Origin of the sequence: Methylophaga sp. UBA3603 (assembly GCF_002375335.1) — a bacterium.
Taxonomy (GTDB): Bacteria; Pseudomonadota; Gammaproteobacteria; order Nitrosococcales; family Methylophagaceae; genus Methylophaga.
Genome location: NZ_DFMC01000001.1, coordinates 77636 through 97176, shown reverse-complemented (window position 1 = coordinate 97176; position 19541 = coordinate 77636). Strand labels below are relative to the sequence as shown.

The 19541-nt window shown below is 42.5% G+C and carries 15 protein-coding genes; 10 read left to right on the top strand and 5 right to left on the bottom strand.

The genetic code is table 11. From position 1 onward, the window contains the following. Window positions 1-7 precede the first annotated feature (7 nt). Window positions 8-1588 (bottom strand): methyl-accepting chemotaxis protein, encoded by a 1581-nt coding sequence (locus B4F66_RS00390; RefSeq protein ID WP_292354174.1) that lies wholly within the window; start codon window positions 1586-1588, stop codon window positions 8-10. Window positions 1589-1670: 82 nt separating this feature from the next. Here B4F66_RS00390 and B4F66_RS00385 point away from each other — a divergent pair, with 82 nt between their 5' ends. From B4F66_RS00385 to B4F66_RS00355, 7 genes are all read left to right on the top strand, one after another. After that, window positions 1671-2642, top strand: a complete 972-nt coding sequence (locus B4F66_RS00385) for a LysR family transcriptional regulator (RefSeq protein WP_292354172.1) — start codon at window positions 1671-1673, stop codon at window positions 2640-2642. Between the two features lie 402 nt (window positions 2643-3044). Beyond that, on the top strand, window positions 3045-5765 hold the full coding sequence (locus B4F66_RS00380; protein WP_292354171.1) for a sensor domain-containing diguanylate cyclase: 2721 nt from the start codon (window positions 3045-3047) through the stop codon (window positions 5763-5765). A gap of 148 nt (window positions 5766-5913) precedes the next feature. After that, window positions 5914-7266: an NADP-specific glutamate dehydrogenase gene (gdhA, locus tag B4F66_RS00375; RefSeq protein WP_292354169.1), complete on the top strand. Its 1353-nt coding sequence runs from the start codon at window positions 5914-5916 to the stop codon at window positions 7264-7266. 45 nt (window positions 7267-7311) lie between these two features. Further along, window positions 7312-7977 carry a methylamine utilization protein gene (locus B4F66_RS00370; protein ID WP_292399507.1) on the top strand — a complete coding sequence of 222 codons (666 nt, stop codon included), beginning with the start codon at window positions 7312-7314 and terminating at the stop codon, window positions 7975-7977. A 52-nt stretch (window positions 7978-8029) separates the two neighbouring features. Then, on the top strand, window positions 8030-10309 hold the full coding sequence (locus B4F66_RS00365; protein ID WP_292412791.1) for an EAL domain-containing protein: 2280 nt from the start codon (window positions 8030-8032) through the stop codon (window positions 10307-10309). Then, entirely contained in the window at window positions 10269-11099 is an 831-nt protein-coding gene (locus B4F66_RS00360) for a DUF3034 family protein (RefSeq protein ID WP_292354163.1), read from the top strand. Before B4F66_RS00365 ends, B4F66_RS00360 begins: the two co-directional genes overlap by 41 nt. After that, the gene (locus B4F66_RS00355) at window positions 11099-11527 is read left to right on the top strand and encodes a group I truncated hemoglobin (protein WP_292354161.1); all 429 of its coding nucleotides are present in this window, start codon (window positions 11099-11101) and stop codon (window positions 11525-11527) included. The genes B4F66_RS00360 and B4F66_RS00355 overlap by 1 nt, the downstream gene beginning before the upstream one ends. Here the strand turns inward: B4F66_RS00355 and B4F66_RS00350 are convergent. Together B4F66_RS00350 and B4F66_RS00345 are read right to left on the bottom strand one after the other, a co-directional pair. Beyond that, entirely contained in the window at window positions 11522-12967 is a 1446-nt protein-coding gene (locus B4F66_RS00350; protein ID WP_292354160.1) for a sensor domain-containing diguanylate cyclase, read from the bottom strand. The genes B4F66_RS00355 and B4F66_RS00350 overlap by 6 nt on opposite strands. Before the next feature lie 78 nt (window positions 12968-13045). Then, window positions 13046-14797 (bottom strand): pyrroloquinoline quinone-dependent dehydrogenase, encoded by a 1752-nt coding sequence (locus tag B4F66_RS00345; RefSeq protein ID WP_292354157.1) that lies wholly within the window; start codon window positions 14795-14797, stop codon window positions 13046-13048. Window positions 14798-14982: 185 nt separating this feature from the next. Here B4F66_RS00345 and B4F66_RS00340 point away from each other — a divergent pair, with 185 nt between their 5' ends. Continuing rightward, on the top strand, window positions 14983-15984 hold the full coding sequence (locus B4F66_RS00340; RefSeq protein ID WP_292354155.1) for a cytochrome-c peroxidase: 1002 nt from the start codon (window positions 14983-14985) through the stop codon (window positions 15982-15984). Window positions 15985-16034: 50 nt separating this feature from the next. Here B4F66_RS00340 and B4F66_RS00335 read toward each other — a convergent pair whose 3' ends face one another. After that, window positions 16035-16637, bottom strand: coding sequence for a cysteine hydrolase family protein (locus tag B4F66_RS00335; RefSeq protein ID WP_292354153.1), 603 nt, complete (start codon window positions 16635-16637; stop codon window positions 16035-16037). A 64-nt stretch (window positions 16638-16701) separates the two neighbouring features. Further along, the gene (locus B4F66_RS00330) at window positions 16702-17700 is read right to left on the bottom strand and encodes a catalase family peroxidase (RefSeq protein ID WP_292354151.1); all 999 of its coding nucleotides are present in this window, start codon (window positions 17698-17700) and stop codon (window positions 16702-16704) included. A 202-nt stretch (window positions 17701-17902) separates the two neighbouring features. Between B4F66_RS00330 and B4F66_RS00325 the strand changes: the two genes are divergently transcribed. Together B4F66_RS00325 and B4F66_RS00320 are read left to right on the top strand one after the other, a co-directional pair. After that, entirely contained in the window at window positions 17903-18505 is a 603-nt protein-coding gene (locus B4F66_RS00325) for a TetR/AcrR family transcriptional regulator (RefSeq protein ID WP_292354149.1), read from the top strand. A gap of 34 nt (window positions 18506-18539) precedes the next feature. After that, window positions 18540-19538: a zinc-dependent alcohol dehydrogenase family protein gene (locus B4F66_RS00320; RefSeq protein ID WP_292354147.1), complete on the top strand. Its 999-nt coding sequence runs from the start codon at window positions 18540-18542 to the stop codon at window positions 19536-19538. Window positions 19539-19541 lie beyond the last annotated feature (3 nt).

Sequence of the window (19541 nt, the reverse complement as noted above, 5' to 3'; positions counted from 1 at the left end):
TTTATGCTTATGAATTAGTTTGTTTGGCCCAGAACTGAGCGGCCAGGGATTCAAAGTTTGTTGTTAGTGTCAGCATGTGTGAACTGATGGAAACAGTGTTATCGGCTTCCCTAACGTTATTGCCCGACGAGTCTCTGATGTTATGAATACTCTTACTGATTTCTTCAGCCACAGCACTCTGTTGCTCGACTGCAGAAGCGATTTGAGTAGTCATATCGTTGATTTTCTGGATTACATCCAGGATATTTGCAAAAGAACTGACTGTATCTTGATTATGACCGACACAGGTATCCGCCTGATTCAAACCTTCTGCCATCGCCTTAACAGCAGTAGCGGAATTGTTTTGCAGCTTCTCCACCATGATACGAATCTCTTCAGTAGAAGTGCGAGTTCTACTGGCAAGCGAGCGAACTTCATCAGCAACTACAGCAAAACCTCGTCCAGCATCGCCGGCTCTTGCTGCTTCTATTGCAGCATTTAAGGCGAGTAAGTTGGTTTGCTCAGAAATTTCATTGATTACATCTAGCACTATGGCGATATCGTTACTACTTTTTTCCAATGCTTTAATCGTTTCTGATGCCTGTTCTACCCCACCTCGCAAAGCCTGCATTAAATCTACACTGATTTGCACAACCTTCTTGCCATTTTCTACTTCCTCAACTCCTTTATTGGCTATTAAAGTGCTGTTTTGAGCATTCCTCGAAACCTCCTGAATACTTGCAGACATTTCGTTTATTGCCGCTGCAATCTGTTCTGTCTCATTAAATTGCTGCTCGGCATAACCCTTTGAAGCCTTAATGGCCCCACCTAATGTATAAGTATTTGAGCCCATTGTAGCGGCGCTGTCTGCAACACGACCGATTAAACCTGCTGTTTCAGACTCCAGAAACTTCATTGCTAGTGCTATATCACCAAGCTCATCACGCCTTCCAATGTAGATATATCTGGCCACAGGATCATTTATGGTTTTACGTGCATTGGCAACAATAACTTTTAAGGGTGATAGCAGGATATAAACCCCACCCAGTGAAATACTGATACACAAAAGCGAAATGAGAGTAATGAATAACCAGCTTTGAAGTAACAGGCTTGCTAAAACCTGGATCATCATTGGCAGAACTATTAATGCAGCAATTTTGAAAATTATAGATAGAGAGTTTTTAAGTTCTGCAGTCTTTTTCCCTGTGCGAATCTTTTCATAAAGGCGGGAAGCCCGATCCACATGTTCTCTTTTGGGCTTTCTTCTTATTGACTGATATTCCCTTGCTCCATCGTCTTTAATTATCGGAGTAACGTAGGCATCAACCCAGTAGTGATTTCCATTTTTGCAACGATTTTTGACCATCCCCATCCAGGACTTATCAGATTTAACTTTTCCCCACAAAGCAGCAAAGGCAGCAGATGGCATATCGGGATGCCTTACTACATTATGATTTTTGCCTACCAGCTCCTCTTCAGTAAAACCACTAATCTCAACAAAGTCCTGATTGACATAAGTAATAATTCCCTTACTATTTGTAGTGGTAAGTATGTTTGCATCGCTTTTGTATGATTCTTCTACTTGTGTAACTGGCTCGTTAATCTTCATAACTTTTGGCCTTTAGCGTGGAAAGTAGATTTAACTCCTCTCAAGGCTATATTTAGTTTAAACAATAGGTCTAATACCAAAAATGAATCAACGTATAACAAAAAATTATCAGTTCAACTATGACCTGAAACAGTTACGAGCTTTTCTTGAAGTTGCCAAAGTAAAAAGCTTTAGCAAAGCAGCAGAGAATTTGTTTATTTCTCAACCGGCCATTTCTAGAAAAATCTCTCAACTTGAGGAGGCATTGAACTGCCAACTTTTCATTAGAGAAAATAATACCGTTGAATTAACACCATCAGGCGAAGAACTTAGAAACAAATTACCTAAAATTTTTGAAAACCTAGCAGGTATAACTGAGTCGCTCAATTCTCTAACTAAATATAACAAATTAAAAATAGGATATACATGCGCTGCAATGAGTAGTTTTTTACCCAGCTTGATACGAAAAACGACAGATAAACTTACAGGATATGAATTGATTTTTTCTGAAGACAATACAACAGGATTAATTAATAAGGTACTTGAAAATAATATCCATTGCGCATTTATTATGGCGCAACCAAAACACGAAAACCTGATAACAATAAATATCCGGTCCGAATCAATGGGCTTGATGATACCGGATAATCATCCCTTTAATTCACTGAATGAAATACCAATTGAATTACTCAAACAGGAAACGATAATTCTTTTTCCCAGACCTCAAAACCCCAGTTTATATGACCATATACTGGAACATTTTCATAACAAAAACTTTATGCCAAAAGCCATAAGAGAGGCGGATAGTTGCAATGCAATATTTGGTTTTGTTGCTGCGGAAACTGGTGTTGCCTTTATAGCAGAATCGATGGCAGGACTTTGTATGAAAGGTACAAGTTATAAGCCAATTTCTCAGCCGGGTCCTGAAATTAAATTCAGCTTCATATCCAATAGATTTTTTCTTGAAGACTGGCATGTAACTTTTGAACGTTTAATTTCTGAAAACTATTGTGACGATTCTTGTTTCTACCTTAACCAGATGGATAAATCCTTTATCATTCAGAATAACCTTTAAACTTAAACTAATATTTATTAAGTATAGTCGGATGTTAAATATAAATAGTTTTACCACGATGGATATTGTCACTATTCTAAAATATATTGAACAACAATTATAATTTATACAGTTAAATTAAATGCATATTTTTATAACAAAAAGTTTCATACTTTCATATTTACATATAAAAATACTAAAACATTAAACCTATATCACTAAATCATATATGGTGACGATTATTTCAGTTCATTATTTATAAGCAAAAAAGCCCGACCTACCACTTTTGGATTATTAGTAGCGATCAGTATTAATAGCATTACCTCAGGTAAGTATTAACCTTGTAATATATGCAAATATTTTTTAAGGGAAGATTGTAGTATGGCATCTGTCAAAGGTTGATGGCTGGCTGCATGTAAATAAATGAATAAAGCTATTTATTTGTATTGTGATATAAAAAAAAGTATTTCCAAACTGCCACTATTATTTATACCTTTTTTGGTGATAGTGGTAGGTTCTGGTTTTTCCTTGGCACAATATCATCAGGTTAAACAACGAAATCAACAGGTAATTGCTGATCGCTTTGCTATCTCCTTTAACGAAACCACCCAAAGCGTTACCGAAAAAATTCGAAGCTACGAACAGATGCTACGGGCGACTCAGGGTCTTTTTGAGTCTTCGGACAGCATCACCCGTGAAGAATTTAAAAATTATGCCGAAAAACTCAAGCTGGAAGCCTTTTATCCCGGGATTCAAGGTTTGGGATATGTGCCAGTTATTACGCCCGCTGAGAAACTTGCTCATATCGAATCGATAAGACAATCGGGATTTCCGGACTATAACATTACTCCAGAGGGTAAACGGGAGCTCTATACCAGCATTTTGTATCTTGAGCCCTTTCAAGCTCGCAATCTGAGGGCTTTTGGTTTTGATATGTATTCGGAACCCACACGTCGAGCTGCGATGATCGAAGCCCTTGTTAGTCGTGAGGTTAGTCTTTCTGGTGGGGTAAAACTGGTACAGGATAATCCTGATGAATCCGTCACAGGCCTTCTGATGTATCTCCCTTTATTTGATTCAGTTGAGCCTGAAAATCCTCATATTGGCTGGGTTTACGTCGTATTCCGGATCAGTGATGTAGTGAAAGCATCATTAACGCAAAATGGCACACTTAGTCACTTGAAAATCTCAGATGTGACTACTGAGCCAATGGATGTACTTTTCCAGTCAAGCAGTTTCGAGACCAGTTCATTTGAATTAAGCGAAACCTTTACACTCGCTGGCCGCCAATGGAAGTTTGTGGCTTATCCTGATCAGAATTTTATAAAAGCCTTTGAAAAACAATCTGCCAAATCGATGTTGTTAATACAATTGCTTATAACTTGTTTGCTTGCTTATGTTTATTGGCTATTGGTAAGTGGACGAAAACGTGCAGAGCGCCGGGCCAACGAAATAACAAATTTCCTGCGTGAAAAGCATCTGAAGCTCCAACTAGCAACAGACACCGCTGGCATGGGCACTTGGGAGTGGGATTTTCAAAAACAGCATGTTTTGGTTGATGAACATCAATTAACCATTTTCGGACAAAGTGAACAATCTAATCCTTATTTAACACTTGAAAACTGGTTTGCACATTTTGAGGAAACTGATCGGCAACGAGTTGAAAACGCTTTTCACAAATGCAAGTCCGATCGTCTCGAGTTAAATATTCAAGTGTTGGTGCAGTCCAGAAGCGATACTCGAATGGTGCAACTCAAGGCGGCCTTGAGTTTCAATACCTCAGGTGCAGCAACAAGCATGATTGGGATTTGTTTTGATATTACAGAAAGCTGGCTTTATCAGACACAACTTGAACAAACTGAATCACGTTGGAAACATGCGCTGGAAGGTAGTGGCGAAGGCGTCTGGGACTGGTCAATTATCAATGACAAAGTGCTTTTTTCGGAAAAACTGATTTCCATGCTGGGATATACGCCAGATGAATTTTCTCCTCATATCAGCGAATGGTCAGATCGAATTCATCCAGATGATCGTCAACAGGTATTCAGCGATATTGATGCGTTACTGGATGGCAGCCAACCTGAGTACCGAAACGAACACCGTATGCTGTGTAAAGATGGTAGCTGGAAATGGATTCTTGACCGTGGCACAGTGATTGAACGTGATGAGCAGGGAAATCCGCTAAGGGCGATAGGTACACATACCGATATCAGTGGTCGCAAAGAAATCGAAATCACCCTTAGGATCAGTGAAGAACGTTTCAGAAATGCCTTTGATACGGCGGCGATCGGGATGGCTCTGGTCGGTCTGGATGGCAGCTGGCTGGAAGCAAATCCAGCCTGTTGCGAAATGCTTGGTTACAGCGAAGGCGAATTATTACAAATGACTTTTATGGATGTGACACATCCTGAAGATCTGGATCTCGATCAGCAGTTTGTCGCTCAACTGGTCGCCGGTGAAATTGATCACTATCATATGGAAAAGCGCTACGTTCGCAAAAATCATCAGATTATTGATGTATTACTCAGCGTCTCAGTTGTGCATGATATAAACGGAGAACTGTTGCATTTTGTCTCACAAATAGAGGACATAACGGCCAGAAAACATGAACACGAATTAATGCGCAAGTTGGCGCTCTATGATGCATTGACTGGTTTACCAAATCGTCGTTTGTTTGATGAGAGGATAAACCAGGCAATACTCGGCGCAAAGCGAAATAAACATCCACTTGCGCTGATGTTTATTGATGTCGATCATTTTAAACAGATCAACGATACCTACGGGCATGATGTTGGTGATCAGGTGATAAAACGCGTTGCTGAAAGCATGCAGTTAGCATTACGGGCAACAGATACGCTTGCCCGATTTGGAGGCGATGAATTTGTGGTATTGCTGAACGAGGTAAGCTCTGCAGATGCTGCGGTAAAAGTAGCCGAACATTTGCGAAACAGTCTGAAAAACCACCTTGAGTTTGACACTATCCGTTTATTGGTGACCTTAAGTATCGGCATTGCCGTCTATTTACCTGAAACAAATGAATCTGCTCTTCAGCTGATGAAAAAAGCCGATATGGCGCTTTACGATGTCAAAGCTCGTGGTCGTGATGGTGTCGGTTTATTTCAGGCCGGTGGATTTGAAAAATAATAACTCAATATTTATAAATAAAATCAACGTGTTTTTATTCCTCCAGAACTCCAAGTGGTGAACCTGTAACAATTTGCTGAGTCTGAAAAATAGTATTACTTCTGTTAGATTGTATCTATGCATTATCAGGTTAAACGAAGAGGTTTGAATGTCCTATATTGAGGCGACGATGAAGAAGCTGCAACGAAGCAGCCCAAGTCAACCAGAGTTTTATCAAGCTACCGAAGAAATTCTCCAATCTATACGCCCTTTACTGGAAAAAAATCCTCAGTATCTTCAACAAAATATCATTGAACGCATAGTTGAACCGGAACGCCAGATTATGTTCAGAGTTGTCTGGCAAGATGATGACGGTAACGTTCAGGTCAACAAAGGCTATCGAGTTCAGTTCAACTCCGCTCTGGGTCCCTACAAAGGTGGCATCCGCTTTCATCCCTCGGTTAATGCCAGTACCGTTAAATTTCTGGGCTTTGAGCAGATATTTAAAAATGCGTTAACTGGTTTATCACTCGGTGGTGGTAAAGGTGGCTCAGACTTTGATCCCAAAAATCGATCAGATAACGAAATCATGCGGTTCTGTCAGGCCTTTATGAATGAGTTGCAACGGCATATTGGTGCAACCATTGATGTGCCTGCAGGTGACATTGGCGTGGGCAAGCGGGAGATTGGCTATCTGTTTGGGCAATACAAACGTTTGAATCGTCATTTTGAAGGTGTATTGACTGGCAAAGCAATCAACTGGGGAGGCTCACTTGTTCGCCCTGAAGCCACAGGCTACGGCTTAGTCTATTTCACAGAAAATATGCTGCAAGCCAATGATGATTGTCTCGACGGCAAAAAATGTCTGGTATCCGGCGCAGGGAATGTGGCGATTCATACTATTGAAAAACTCTATCAATGTGGTGCATTGCCAATAAGCTGCTCTGACAGCACCGGTACGATTTATCACGAAAAAGGTATCGATTTAATTCTGCTGCGGGAATTAAAAGAGGATCAAAATTGCTCCTTGGCAAAATACCGGGAAACGCACCCCGACGCTGAATTCACACCTATCAAACAGTATCCTGAAGATGGTCATGCGGTATGGCGTATTAAAGCAGATGCCGCTTTTCCGTGTGCTACCCAGAATGAATTATCAGCAGCTGATGCCATTGCACTGTGCAAAAACGGTATTAGCTGTATTGTTGAAGGTGCCAATATGCCCTGCACTGCTGAAGCACAGGCACATATTATTGCTGCAGGGATTCATTATGCTCCAGCCAAAGCTGCCAATGCCGGCGGTGTAGCCACCAGTCAACTCGAAATGGCGCAGAATGCCAGTATGATGCAATGGTCATTTGCTGATGTGGATCAACGTTTGCAAATTATCATGAAAGATATCTATCAACGCTGTGCAGAGACTGCCATTGAATTTCATCACCCCTGCAATCTTATGCTAGGAGCAAATATTGCGGGATTTCGTAAAGTTGCGGATGCGATGATGGAACAGGGACTGGTGTAACCTGAGTTACACCTTACGATAAAGACTAACATTCGGAATACAATTTTGAAATTCACAAACCTATTAATTGTGAGTATAGGCCTCGCCGCATTAAGTCAGGCATTAACAGCCAGAGCAGAGTCCATTACTTTGAAAATAGTTGATCAACAACAACAGGCTGTTTCCAGTGCCGTAATTGAGGTATTGAGTTCGCCCGAAAGCTTTGGTCAAGTAGATTCAATCAATGTTATCGATCAGATAGATAAGATGTTTGTCCCTGAACAAATTGTTATTCAACAAGGTCAATCGGTAGATTTTCCTAATAGTGACAACATACGACATCATGTCTATTCATTCTCAGAAGCAAAAACGTTTGAACTCAGGCTCTATGCCGACAAACCGGAAAAGCCAATTCAATTTGAAAAGCCTGGTGTAGTTGTGGTGGGCTGCAATATTCACGACTCAATGATTGGCTATATTTATATCGCACAACACCAAACGGTTGTGTCGTCATCTGACCAAGGTCACGCAAAATTTAGCTCAACTGTGCAGAATCCCCGGATAAGTGTCTGGCATCCCTATACAACTGATGGTGCCGAAAGCCGTCAGTATTTTGAAATTGATCAGCTTGAAAAAAATGATAATGGTGAGCACATAGTTCAGTTGAATATTGCCCCCCCTTCTCCGCGTGAGTCTTTTAAGGATACCTTTGGTGCGCCTGGGCATCACTAAATTACGCACGCAAATTCTACTATTTGCGCTTTCACTTGTCCTGGCGACCACAATGGTCATTCAGTCTATTTCGTGGTGGTCTGCCAACCAGTTTAATCAGCAGCAAATTCGGCAAAATACCATCAAGGCTGAGAATATTCTGCGTCAATACATCCGTTCATCAGAAAACAATCTGGTAAATTCGGCACGAGTACTGACGGCCGACTTTGGTTTTAAACAAGCAGTAACCTCCGGCGACAAGGACACTATCGCCAGTGTATTAATGAATCATGGTGCACGAATTAATGCTGATTTAATGTTGTTAACGGATTTATCCGGTAGGCTCATCTCCAGTAGTCATTCGACCATTTATGATGAAGCACTACTGAGTTATGTCGTTAAAGATTTACTGGAAAAACCAGGAACAGCACATATTGTAATGCTGGATAACCGGGTTTATGAGTTAATCCTTTTGCCAATAATGGCTCCCAGAACCATAGCTTATACGTTAGTGGGATTTGAGCTGAATCAGACAACCCTTAATGAACTCAAACAACTTACCGGTCTGGATATAACCCTGCTTAAACATTCAGTTCCAGTTTATTCCACACTGGAAAATATTCCCAATGATGCAGAATTTATAAAGACGATAAATTCAGCACACACAGAATGGTTTTGGATGGAAAGACCCACATTTATCAATTCGGATTTTATGCCAGCGACCACAAGCATAAATCCAGTCAGCATTTTGTTATCAGCGGACTTAAGACCCATCTATCAGCAGTATGATGATATGTCAGCGCGCATAATACTGATCGTTTTACTGGTGATGTTGGGATCTATCATTGTCAGCACCATCATTGCACATACCTTAACCACCCCGCTCGCCAAACTTGTTGGTATCGCCAACCAGTTTGCCAAGGGGAATTACGATGCCTGGCAGGAACCCGGTCAGGCCAGCAGCGAAATCCGCGATTTGGCTGCTGCTCTCAGAACCATGGGTACAGAAGTCAAACAGCGTGAACAGGTCGTTACATGGCAGGCCAGACATGATGCATTGACCGGTTTATTCAATATTCACACCATACGTAGCACGCTTACTGCAACAATGCAGAAATATGGTCAATGTGTTGTTGTGGCGACTTATATACAAAATTTCCGACAGATAAATGATCGACTTGGGCCTGAAGTCGCCGATGCCTGCCTCACTGTACTGGCCCAACGTCTTAACCAGTTTGCTACCGCTGGGGAAAAAACCAATGCGCGTCTGGAAGGAATCGAGTTTCTATCCGTTATTCAGTTACTGCCGGGGCAAAGTCCTAGGCAGGTTGTTGAAGAATTGCTCGATAACCTGGATAAGCCCTTTCAAATCGGTAATATCAGTTTGAGTGCTCACTTCTATGCGGGTGTATGTTGTTATCCAGCCGATGGTTATGACAGTAAAACAATGCTTCGTCGAGTCAGAATTGCTGCTGATCATGCCCGCCTAAATCGTACAACCATACATATTTATACGCCGGGTGAAGACGAAAATCATCTTGAAGAATTAAGTCTTATTGAAGCGCTACAAGCATTGCTGAGACAACCGACAAATATTGAATTATTTTTAAACTTCCAGCCAAAGGTTGAGCTTAAAAACGGCAAAATGGATACCGTAGAAACGCTGATTCGCTGGCATCGTCCAGGCCTGGGGCGAGTTGCACCTGATAAATTTATCGGCTTGGCTGAGCAATCTGGACTCATTGTTGAATTAACACACTGGGTTATCCAGGAAACACTCAAGCAATTACGTAGATGGCGCGATAATGGGTTGGCTTTGAACGCAGCAATTAATGTGTCAGCAGAGGATTTGGCTCATCCGGATTTTTGTCATTTTCTCGAAAAACAAATTGCGGTTTACGATATTCCCGCAAACTCAGTCACTATCGAGATCACCGAGCGGGATATTATGTATGACGAAGCACTGGGTATTGAGGTACTGAAAACCTTAAAAAATGCCGGGTATATGATTGCTGTAGATGATTACGGAATAGGACAGTCATCTTTATCAAAATTAAAAATACTCCCCGTCGATGAACTCAAGCTGGATATGAGTTTTATTCGCAATCTGGATAGTTCTCTAACGGATCAGAAAATTGTCCGTTCAACCATCTTTCTGGCTCATTCACTCGGTTTAAAGGTGGTGGCAGAAGGAGTCGAAAATGCCGCGACCTATTCTCTTTTGCAAGAAATGGGTTGTGATAGCGTTCAAGGCTATTTAATAAGTAAACCACGAGATGCTGAAGATCTCGTTGCTTGGTTAGGTGAAAATAATGCGACTTATTCTTTTTCTGCTGACAGTATTACTCACTAGTCAGCTATACGCTGCTGATGGCAAGTTGATCGCCACACCGGGCATTTCCCAAATTGAAGGCACCGGTGGTGGCGGTTTTGTTCCCTGGGCTCAATTAGCCGGTTATGGTAGTCGTGATGAAATAGCAGCCAATGTATTTTGTAGCGGTGCAAACGTAGATGATTATGATTTACGTGTATGCGGTGCACAGGCTACTTTCTATGACCGAATTGAATTCTCAGTCGCCAAGCAAAAATTTCATGTCGATACATTAGATCTAGATATCAAGCAAAGAGTACTGGGTGTCAAAGCAAGACTTTATGGAGATATTGTCTATAGTCGATTTCCACAAATAAGCCTGGGAATTCAGCATAAAAAACTTGACGATCCCACTGTTGCCTTTCTATTGGGAGCAGATGATGATTCTGGAACCGATATTTATCTGTCTGCCAGTAAACTACATCTTGGGGCTATTGCTGGATATAACTGGTTATGGAATGTAACGGCCCGCTCGACAGAAGCCAATCAAACTGGATTATTAGGTTTTGGTAACGCAGCACATGGAAATCAGCGCGAAACTGTTCTTGAAGCATCAACAGCCATTCTATTTGGCCGCCATTTAGCCCTTGGCATTGAATATCGCCAAAAACCCGATAACCTTGATTTAAAAGAAGATGACTGGTCCAACATATTTGTGGCCTGGTTTCCAAATAAAGTTATCAGTGTGACGGCAGCCTGGCTGGATTTGGGTGGCATTGCCGGAGCCAAAAGCCAGAAAGGGGCTTATTTTTCTGTTACAGGTTACTTTTGATGTTCACAAAATTTCGATATAGCTTTTTTATGGCTTGCTACTTGGCATTAACTGCTTGTGCCAGCACATCAGAACCCACTTTGTATAACAAACTGGGAGGTGAGCAAGGTGTGAATAATATTGTCGAAAACCTCATCCGGGAAATTGGACAGGATGAGCAAATTTTCCATTATTTTGCCGAAGCCCGTGTCAGTCGATTTCGGGAAAATCTTATTGAACACTTTTGTGCAATCTCAGACGGTCCATGCCAATATACCGGTGACAATATGGTGGACATCCATACTGGAATGAATATCAATGAAAGTGATTTTAATCACTTGGTGGATTTATTGATTAATGCTATGGAGGCTGAGGGAATCCCTCACCGCATTCAAAATCAGCTGCTTGCCCGATTGGCACCATTGCGTGAAAACATTATCTATCTATAATTCAATTTTATCGTCAATATCCGCTTCTACAACCGGGAAAGTGGGAACATGGGTAAAAATCACCTGATTACGTCCATGCTCTTTTGCTCTGTATAACGCCGTATCGGCTGCATGTAGAATCACATCCATCGGCGGCACAGGCTCTTCAGGCCATAGCAGACAAACACCGCAACTCATGGTTACCGGAATTAACTGGGAACCACTTGGAATGGGGGTATCCGCTATAACAGATCTTAATCTTTCAAAAGATGCTGTTGCCTCTTCCGGTTTTAATTGCAAAGCGACCAAGAATTCTTCACCACCAAATCTTCCCAACACATCATAGCTTCGCAAAGTGGATTTCAGGCGACTGGCAAAGCGGCGTAATACCTCGTCACCTGATGCATGACCATAGGTATCATTAATCTTTTTAAAATTATCTATGTCACATAATGCGACACAATAAATTTTGTCGCTACGTCTTGAGCGCGCGAGCTCTTCGGTGATCCGTTCGATAGCAGCATGACGATTTAGAATTGTCGTTAAATGATCATGGGTCGCTCGATAAATCAAATCCTTGTATAGATGGGACAGTGGATTTGCCAGCCGCTTGGCCAGTAAAGTACTGAGCACTACACTTATTATCACAATAAATAACGTTAAACCTAGCAGAGAATAATTCAGTCGATCAAAAACCCGATGAAAAATGGATAAATCTGCCAACAAAAATAATTGTATGGGCTGTTTATTAACGTTTTTTAACTTAACCTCTTCCAATAAAAATTGAGATCTTTGCCACCATAAGTCAGGCTCATTAGTTGTTTGAAGAAGATGGTCGAACTCAGCTTTATGAATTGGCAGTGTCGTTAAAAATAAATCTGTCTGGGTAGATTCAAACACAATATCCAACCCGGTTTTGAGCTTTAATTCTTCCAATAAAGGTGCATTTATTTCAAACGCGATAATACTGATGGCGACTTGATGTGGTGCATTTATGGGTACACTGAATAAACGATACAAACGATTATTTATTTCTACAAACTGACCCTGTTGACTGATGCCATGAACCGCCAGCCAGTTGATATCGGCCAGATCAGAGAGTGGAAAATCCAACTCATTCGCTGCAATCAGCTCACCGTTATCATTGAGCACCAACATTAAATCTGCCTGAATGCGTCCAGCATGGTTAGTGAGCATGCTGGTAATGGTTGGCACATTATTGGTGGCAACAGCTTCTCTGAATCCAAAGTCCTGAATAATGACTCTGGTGGCGTAATGTAAATTGGTTTCCCGGCTGTCGATGTACTGATGCAGAAAATAAGCAGCATTTGCCACCTGTTCACGGATTTGCTGCTGATTATGTTTATGAATAAACCAACCATGGCTCAGCTGCATCGCGAAAGCTGTCAGTAAAATCAGACTGACACAAAGTAGAATCATCCTGGTCTGGATGCTATTCATCTATAAGTCGTTTCCATAATATGCAGCGTATTCAGCCATCTGAACTCCGTTCATCAGGATTTATTAATCTGTAACTCTTCAGGGTAAACGCCATACCTTGATTTTTTGTCCAGTTTTGAAACCAAACAGACGATTGCCACCCACCGCAACAGCAATATGCTGTTTACCATTAACGCTGTATGTAATCGGTGGCGCATTGACGCCCGCTTCCGTTTTACCACTCCAGCGTTTTTCTCCCGAATCAGCATCAAAGGCCATCAGTTCACCGCTCCCTTCTCCGGTGAACACCAGACCACTGGCTGTACTTAAAACGCCGCCTATCAATGGATTTTCAGTTTTGACCTGCCAGACTATTTCTCCACTATCTAAATCAATTGCAGTTAATAAACCATGTTTTTCAGGAGTATTTAAAGGAGACATCGAAGAATAACGCACCGCTTCTTCTCCATCCTTGGCAGCCTGTTTGTGTAATTTATATTCCACCGGCCAGTGAATGGCGGCAATAAATACCAAACGTCTGCGAGCATCCACTGAAACGGGAGACCAGTTTGCACCGCCCATTACACCAGGATAAATAATCGTTCCTTCACTGCTGGGAAGTTCAAACATGTTTTTTTGCGGGACAAAGGCTTCGCTTTTATAGAGAAACTTACCATTACGTCTGTCATGTACATAAAACCAGCCCGTTTTACCAGCCTGACCAATTGCGGGAGTAGGTTGCCCCTTAATGGTAATATCAAACAAAACCGGCGGACTGGCTACATCATAACCCCAGCTGTCATGCGGGACTTGTTGGTAATGCCAGCGATAATCGCCACTGTTGGCATCAAGTGCCAGTAATGAACTGCTGTAAAGATTATCACCTGGTCTGGATGAGCCTTCCATTTGCGGTGATGGATTACCGGTACCAAAATGCAGAATGCCAGTATATGGGTCAATAACCGGCGTACTCCATGCCGAAGCACCACCATAACGCCAGGCGTCACCGTGCTGTTCCAGAGCGGCTTTTTCTTTTGCTATATCGCGAGGTAATTTCACCCCATCAGCTGTTTTGGTAACAAAATCACCTTCCCAATTTTCAGACTTGATGGTGTCAAACTGCCATTTTTGTTTACCAGTTTCGATGTCATATCCTGCCATGAAACCACGGCGCCCATATTTCCCGGCGATACCGACTACAGCGCCCAAAGGTGAATCAGAATCCGTAGCATCAAGATGTAATCCATATCCCACGCCGGTGATGCCAATAATGACTGTATCCTGATAAATCATCGGGGCCATATTGATGCCCGCTCCCGAGGTACCGGAGACGCTGCCCAGTTCAGTATCGTCCAGCGTACTAACATCTTCCTGAATACCACTGTTTTCATCAACAACACGATTATCCCAGCGTTTTTCTCCTGTTTTGGCATCCAATGCAATCAATCTGGCATCAATGGTGCCGGTAAAAACCATACCATTTGATACAGCCACACCGCGATTGGCAGGACCACAGCAAATGGGATAATCTTCATCTAAATCATGCTCATAACGCCATAATTGTTGACCACTCGCGGCATCCAGTGCGACCACATCGTTAAACGGCAAAGAAACATACATCACGCCATTCTGAACCACCGGTGTTGCCTGAAAGGTTTCATTTACACCGGTATCAAATTCCCATGCTTCAACCAGCTCCATAACATTGCTTTTGTTAATTTGGACCAGCTTACTGTGCCGTTGATGTAGATCATCGCCACCATAAACCGGCCATTCAATCTCTGTTGCTAAAACTGGCAGGGATAAAACAGTTAAAAGCCCTCCCAACCAGAAGATGTGTTTTAAAGGCATGGTTTTCTCTCTCTTAATTATTTTTAGTTATGATAACAATTACTATCGAACAAGAATTTTTTATCCCGTAAATTGGATCTTATGATCCAGATCAAATCAAAGCCCGATAACCCTACAGCAAATAATAAGTCTCCCTAAAATCAAATTATCAACATCTGTTGTTAATCAGATAAGTGAGGTAAGTAATGTATAAAACACTACTGGTAGGACTTATAACGTTTTTAAATATATCCCTTGTGTTGGCAGATAATTTTAGAAATGAGCCCATCAAACCGATACAGCCATTTATTATTACCGAACCCGCCAAAGTTGAACTCGGGAAAAAACTTTTTTTTGACCCCAGACTCTCCCGCTCAGGGTTCATATCTTGTAATTCCTGTCATAATCTCAGTATGGGAGGCAGTGATAACTTGCCGACTTCCATTGGTCATAATTGGCAGCAAGGACCAATCAACTCTCCCACCGTACTCAATTCCAGTATGAATCTGGCCCAGTTCTGGGATGGTCGGGCAGCCGATTTGCAGGAACAGGCTGCCGGACCAATTGCTAATCCGATGGAAATGGCTTTTAGCCACTCTCTGGCCATTGATGTTTTGCGTTCGATTCCACAATACGTTGCAGCATTCAATAAAATCTATGGCAGTAATGAGATTACTCTGGATCAGGTTACCAATGCCATAGCAGCTTTTGAAGAAACCCTGGTCACTCCCAATTCCCGTTTTGATCTTTGGCTTAAAGGCAGTGACAATGCCTTGACTGACACTGAAATTGCCGGTTATCAGAAATTTAAAGAAATCGGTTGTGTGGCTTGTCATAACGGGGCTGCTGTAGGTGGCAGTTCATTCCAGAAGATGGGGATTATGGAACCCTACCAGACCGAAAACCCGGCTGAAGGACGTATTGCAGTGACCGGTAAAGATGCCGATCGCTTTTCATTCAAAGTACCAACTTTACGCAATGTTGAATTGACTTACCCATACTTCCATGACGGTGCCTATTGGAAACTGGAAGATGCCGTCGATGTGATGGCCAGACTGCAACTGGGACAGAAGCTGGAAAAACAGGACATTCAAAACATAACGGCATTTTTGAAAACCCTGACGGGTGACCAGCCTCAATTTGCCGTACCACAATTGCCACCCTCTACTGGCGACACACCGATTCCTGTTCCATTTGAAAAGGAATAAGTAAAAAAGCCCGCCAGAGTTGATAACTGGCGGGCTTTTCTATTGAGCTGTTAATCAGACAGGTCTGAAACCCTATCAACTACTGCCGCATATAAATCTCGAGTTGAAGCAATCGCGCCATCCTGAACCTGTTCAGCCGAAATAACTTTGCCACCAGCAGCCTGAAGCGGGCGGGTTGCAGTCGTACTGGCCACAACTGTAGGTTTATACCCCAGATTAAATCCGCCATGCGCGGTGGAATTTACACACATATGTGTCATAAAGCCTGCCAACACTATATTTTCAATATTCAGTGATTTCAGTCTTTGATCCAATTCAGTTTGCACAAATGCATTGGGAAAGTTTTTAGTAATAACGTATTCCCCGTCTTGAGGTGCCACTTCATTGGAAATCTGACCAATATCCGTAGTGAGATCGTAAGGTGAGCCCACACCTCCATCATGTTGAATATGAATGATAGGAATGTTTAACGCCCTAGCACGTTCCAGCAAAGCTTTGGCTTCAATAATAGCTTTTTCCACACCCGTGAGCTGCATAACACCGGTTCGATAGGTGTTCTGACAATCAATCATAATTAATGCTGAATCACTCAACTTTGTCGGCTGATGCCCTAAGCCGACAATCTCTCTTAATGTTTGTGATGCTTGTGTCATAACAATCCTCTTTGAATGTTCAAAAATTTACCCGCGGTATGGTTAGCTTCAGTCTTGCTGCCGATCAATCCATGCGATGCTGAAAACTCAATGCATAAGCACCCGGTCTGGCCAATAAAATAGGATCAGCAGAGGGCTCAATCCCCTCTGGCAATGCCAGCGGATTAAACATCGTCGCTTTTTCATATTCTGCAGCATCCGCCATTGGTGCCTCGATCACTATAGTGCCTAACTCAACTACTTGACGATCGTCAGGCCAAATTACCGTTGCATCATTCACTTCATCGCCAGGTTCAGCAATTTGTACCGATAAACGAAACTCGGCAGCTTGTTCAGGTAAACGCTCACGGATTTCATTCATCAAATAGTTTTCGTTTTTTGCTTCAGCATCATCTTTTTCCAATGTTTTCACACCGTCTAGTGGTGTCACAATATAGCGACCATAAACCGACTCACCATCGCTGTTGGTAAACTTAAACGCATTGATGCCATGGTAGGACAGATTGGCAAAACTGGCCGGAAAGGGTTTGGGATATTCAACAAAATGCTTGGCCTTAGGATTGTCAGCTAAAAATTGTTGAATAGGTTTGGTCTCAGCTTCTGAAGTAGCAGAATCTCTGACTGCTGTGAGCATTTCCAAAAAAGCTTCTGGTGTTGCCACCGGAAAACGTGGCACTGAGCTCAACACCATATCAGTATATTCCTCGTCGCCCAAATCAATACGCATCGCCATACCTTTGGCTAATCCTTTAGGATCATTGTCCGCAATATCGGGAAACCCGGTTGCATTAGAAAAACGTACGACTATCGGAGAAGACTGCTGTTGCAAATGTGCTGCAGAAGTAATTTGTCGAGCTGACTCAGCTGGATGGAACACGCCGGTTAACACCACCCCTTTAGTGTGATTGGAACGCAATCCTTCTCTGGGTCCTTTGAATAAATCGTGCTGTACATCAACAATCTTCTCGACTGTCGACTTTTCTGCTTGCTCTGCTGAAACAGGATTTATATTGAAACCTAACAACAATGCCAGTGGCAAATACTTCAATGTTTTACTGCCCATTAACGCTATCCTTTTGATGAATTTACTGCCCGCATTGAGCACGAAAATATAGCTTAAAGCTTTATGAGCCTTTTACATCAAACTTAGTTCATGTTGATTTAAACATTGCAGCAAAAATTCAGCGCTGTTGATTTAGCATGATTTGCATTTACTAGACGATTGGTCTACTGTGAACACACATTTACTAGACGACCGGTCTAATATGACACGCATCGAAACAAGACAATCATTAATCAAAGTCGGTACCGACGTTATCGGCAGCCATGGTTTTAACCCAACAGGCTTAAATACCGTGTTAAAAACCGCTGGCGTACCGAAAGGTTCGTTTTATTATTATTTTGCCAGTAAAGAAGATTTCGGCCTGGCTATCATTGATGAATTCGCAATTGCCTATAACGAAAAAATTGACTCGTTTCTCAGCGATACAAAAGTCAGTCCGCTGCAACGGATTCGTAACTATCTGCAAAATGGACTGGAAACAATCAGCGTGGAAACAATCAGCGAAGGTCAGTGTAAGCGTGGCTGCCTGATTGGCACCTTAGGACAGGAATTATCCAGCCAAAATGAAACATTCCGAGTTCGGCTGGATCAAGTGTTCGAAGGCTGGAAACAACAATTTGGCCTGTGTATCCAAGCTGCTATCGATTGTGGTGAACTCTCTGAAGATACTGATATAGAACAACTTTCCGAGTTTTTACTATCAGGCTGGCAAGGTGCAATTTTACGCGCCAAGATGCATTCCAGCATCAGTCCCCTGCAGGCTTTTATCGATACGACTTTTGATCGTGTATTGATCACCCGCTAAATAATTTATTTCTACCAATTACCCGGAGATTTTTATGAGCAAAGTTGTTCGTTTCCATCGAACAGGTGGACCTGAAGTTTTACAACTGGACGACATGCAGGTGTCCGCTCCGCAAGCCGACGAAGTGCTGCTGAAAATTAATAGCATCGGTCTGAATCGTGCCGAGGTCATGTTTCGCAGTGGTCAATACCTGGAAACGCCCGAGCTTCCTGCACGACTAGGCTACGAGGCGTCAGGTATTATTGAACAGGTAGGCTCCAATGTCAGCCAGTTCAAAACTGGCGATAAGGTCAATGTGATTCCAGCTTTTTCAATGAATCAATACGGAACTTATGCTGAAAAAGCTGTTTTGCCGGTTCATGCCATTGTTAAACAACCCGCCAGTATTTCTGACGATGAGGCAGCAGCTGTGTGGATGCAATATCTCACCGCATGGGGTGCATTGGTTGATATTGGGCAGTTAACCCAAGGACAGACATTACTGATTCCAGCGGCATCGAGCAGTGTCGGTCTGGCCGCCATTCAGATAGCGAATCATGTTGGTGCCCTTCCAGTAGCAATCACCCGCACAGCGGCTAAAAAGGCCTTGTTGCTTGAACATGGCGCCAAACATGTTATTGTCAGTGACTCCCAGCAAATAACCGAACAGGTCCAGCTGATTACGGGTGGTAAAGGTGCGGATATGGTGTTTGATCCTGTCGCCGGGCCTGCATTAAATGAATTAGCCAACGCCTGTGGACGATTCGCACAAATTTTCGTCTACGGTGCGTTAAGCACTGACGCAACACCTTTTCCATTATTTACTGCTCTGGCAAAAGGCCTCACCTTCCGTGGTTATACCCTGTTTGAAATCAGCCAGGATGCCGAACGTTTACAACGCGGTGTGGAATTTATCGAAAAAGGCTTAGCGGCTGGCCACCTCAAACCGGTTATTGCCAAAACCTATTTATTGGATGACATTGTTGCTGCACATCAGTACATGGAATCCAACCAACAAATTGGCAAAATCATTGTCACCACATCAAAAACCTAATGC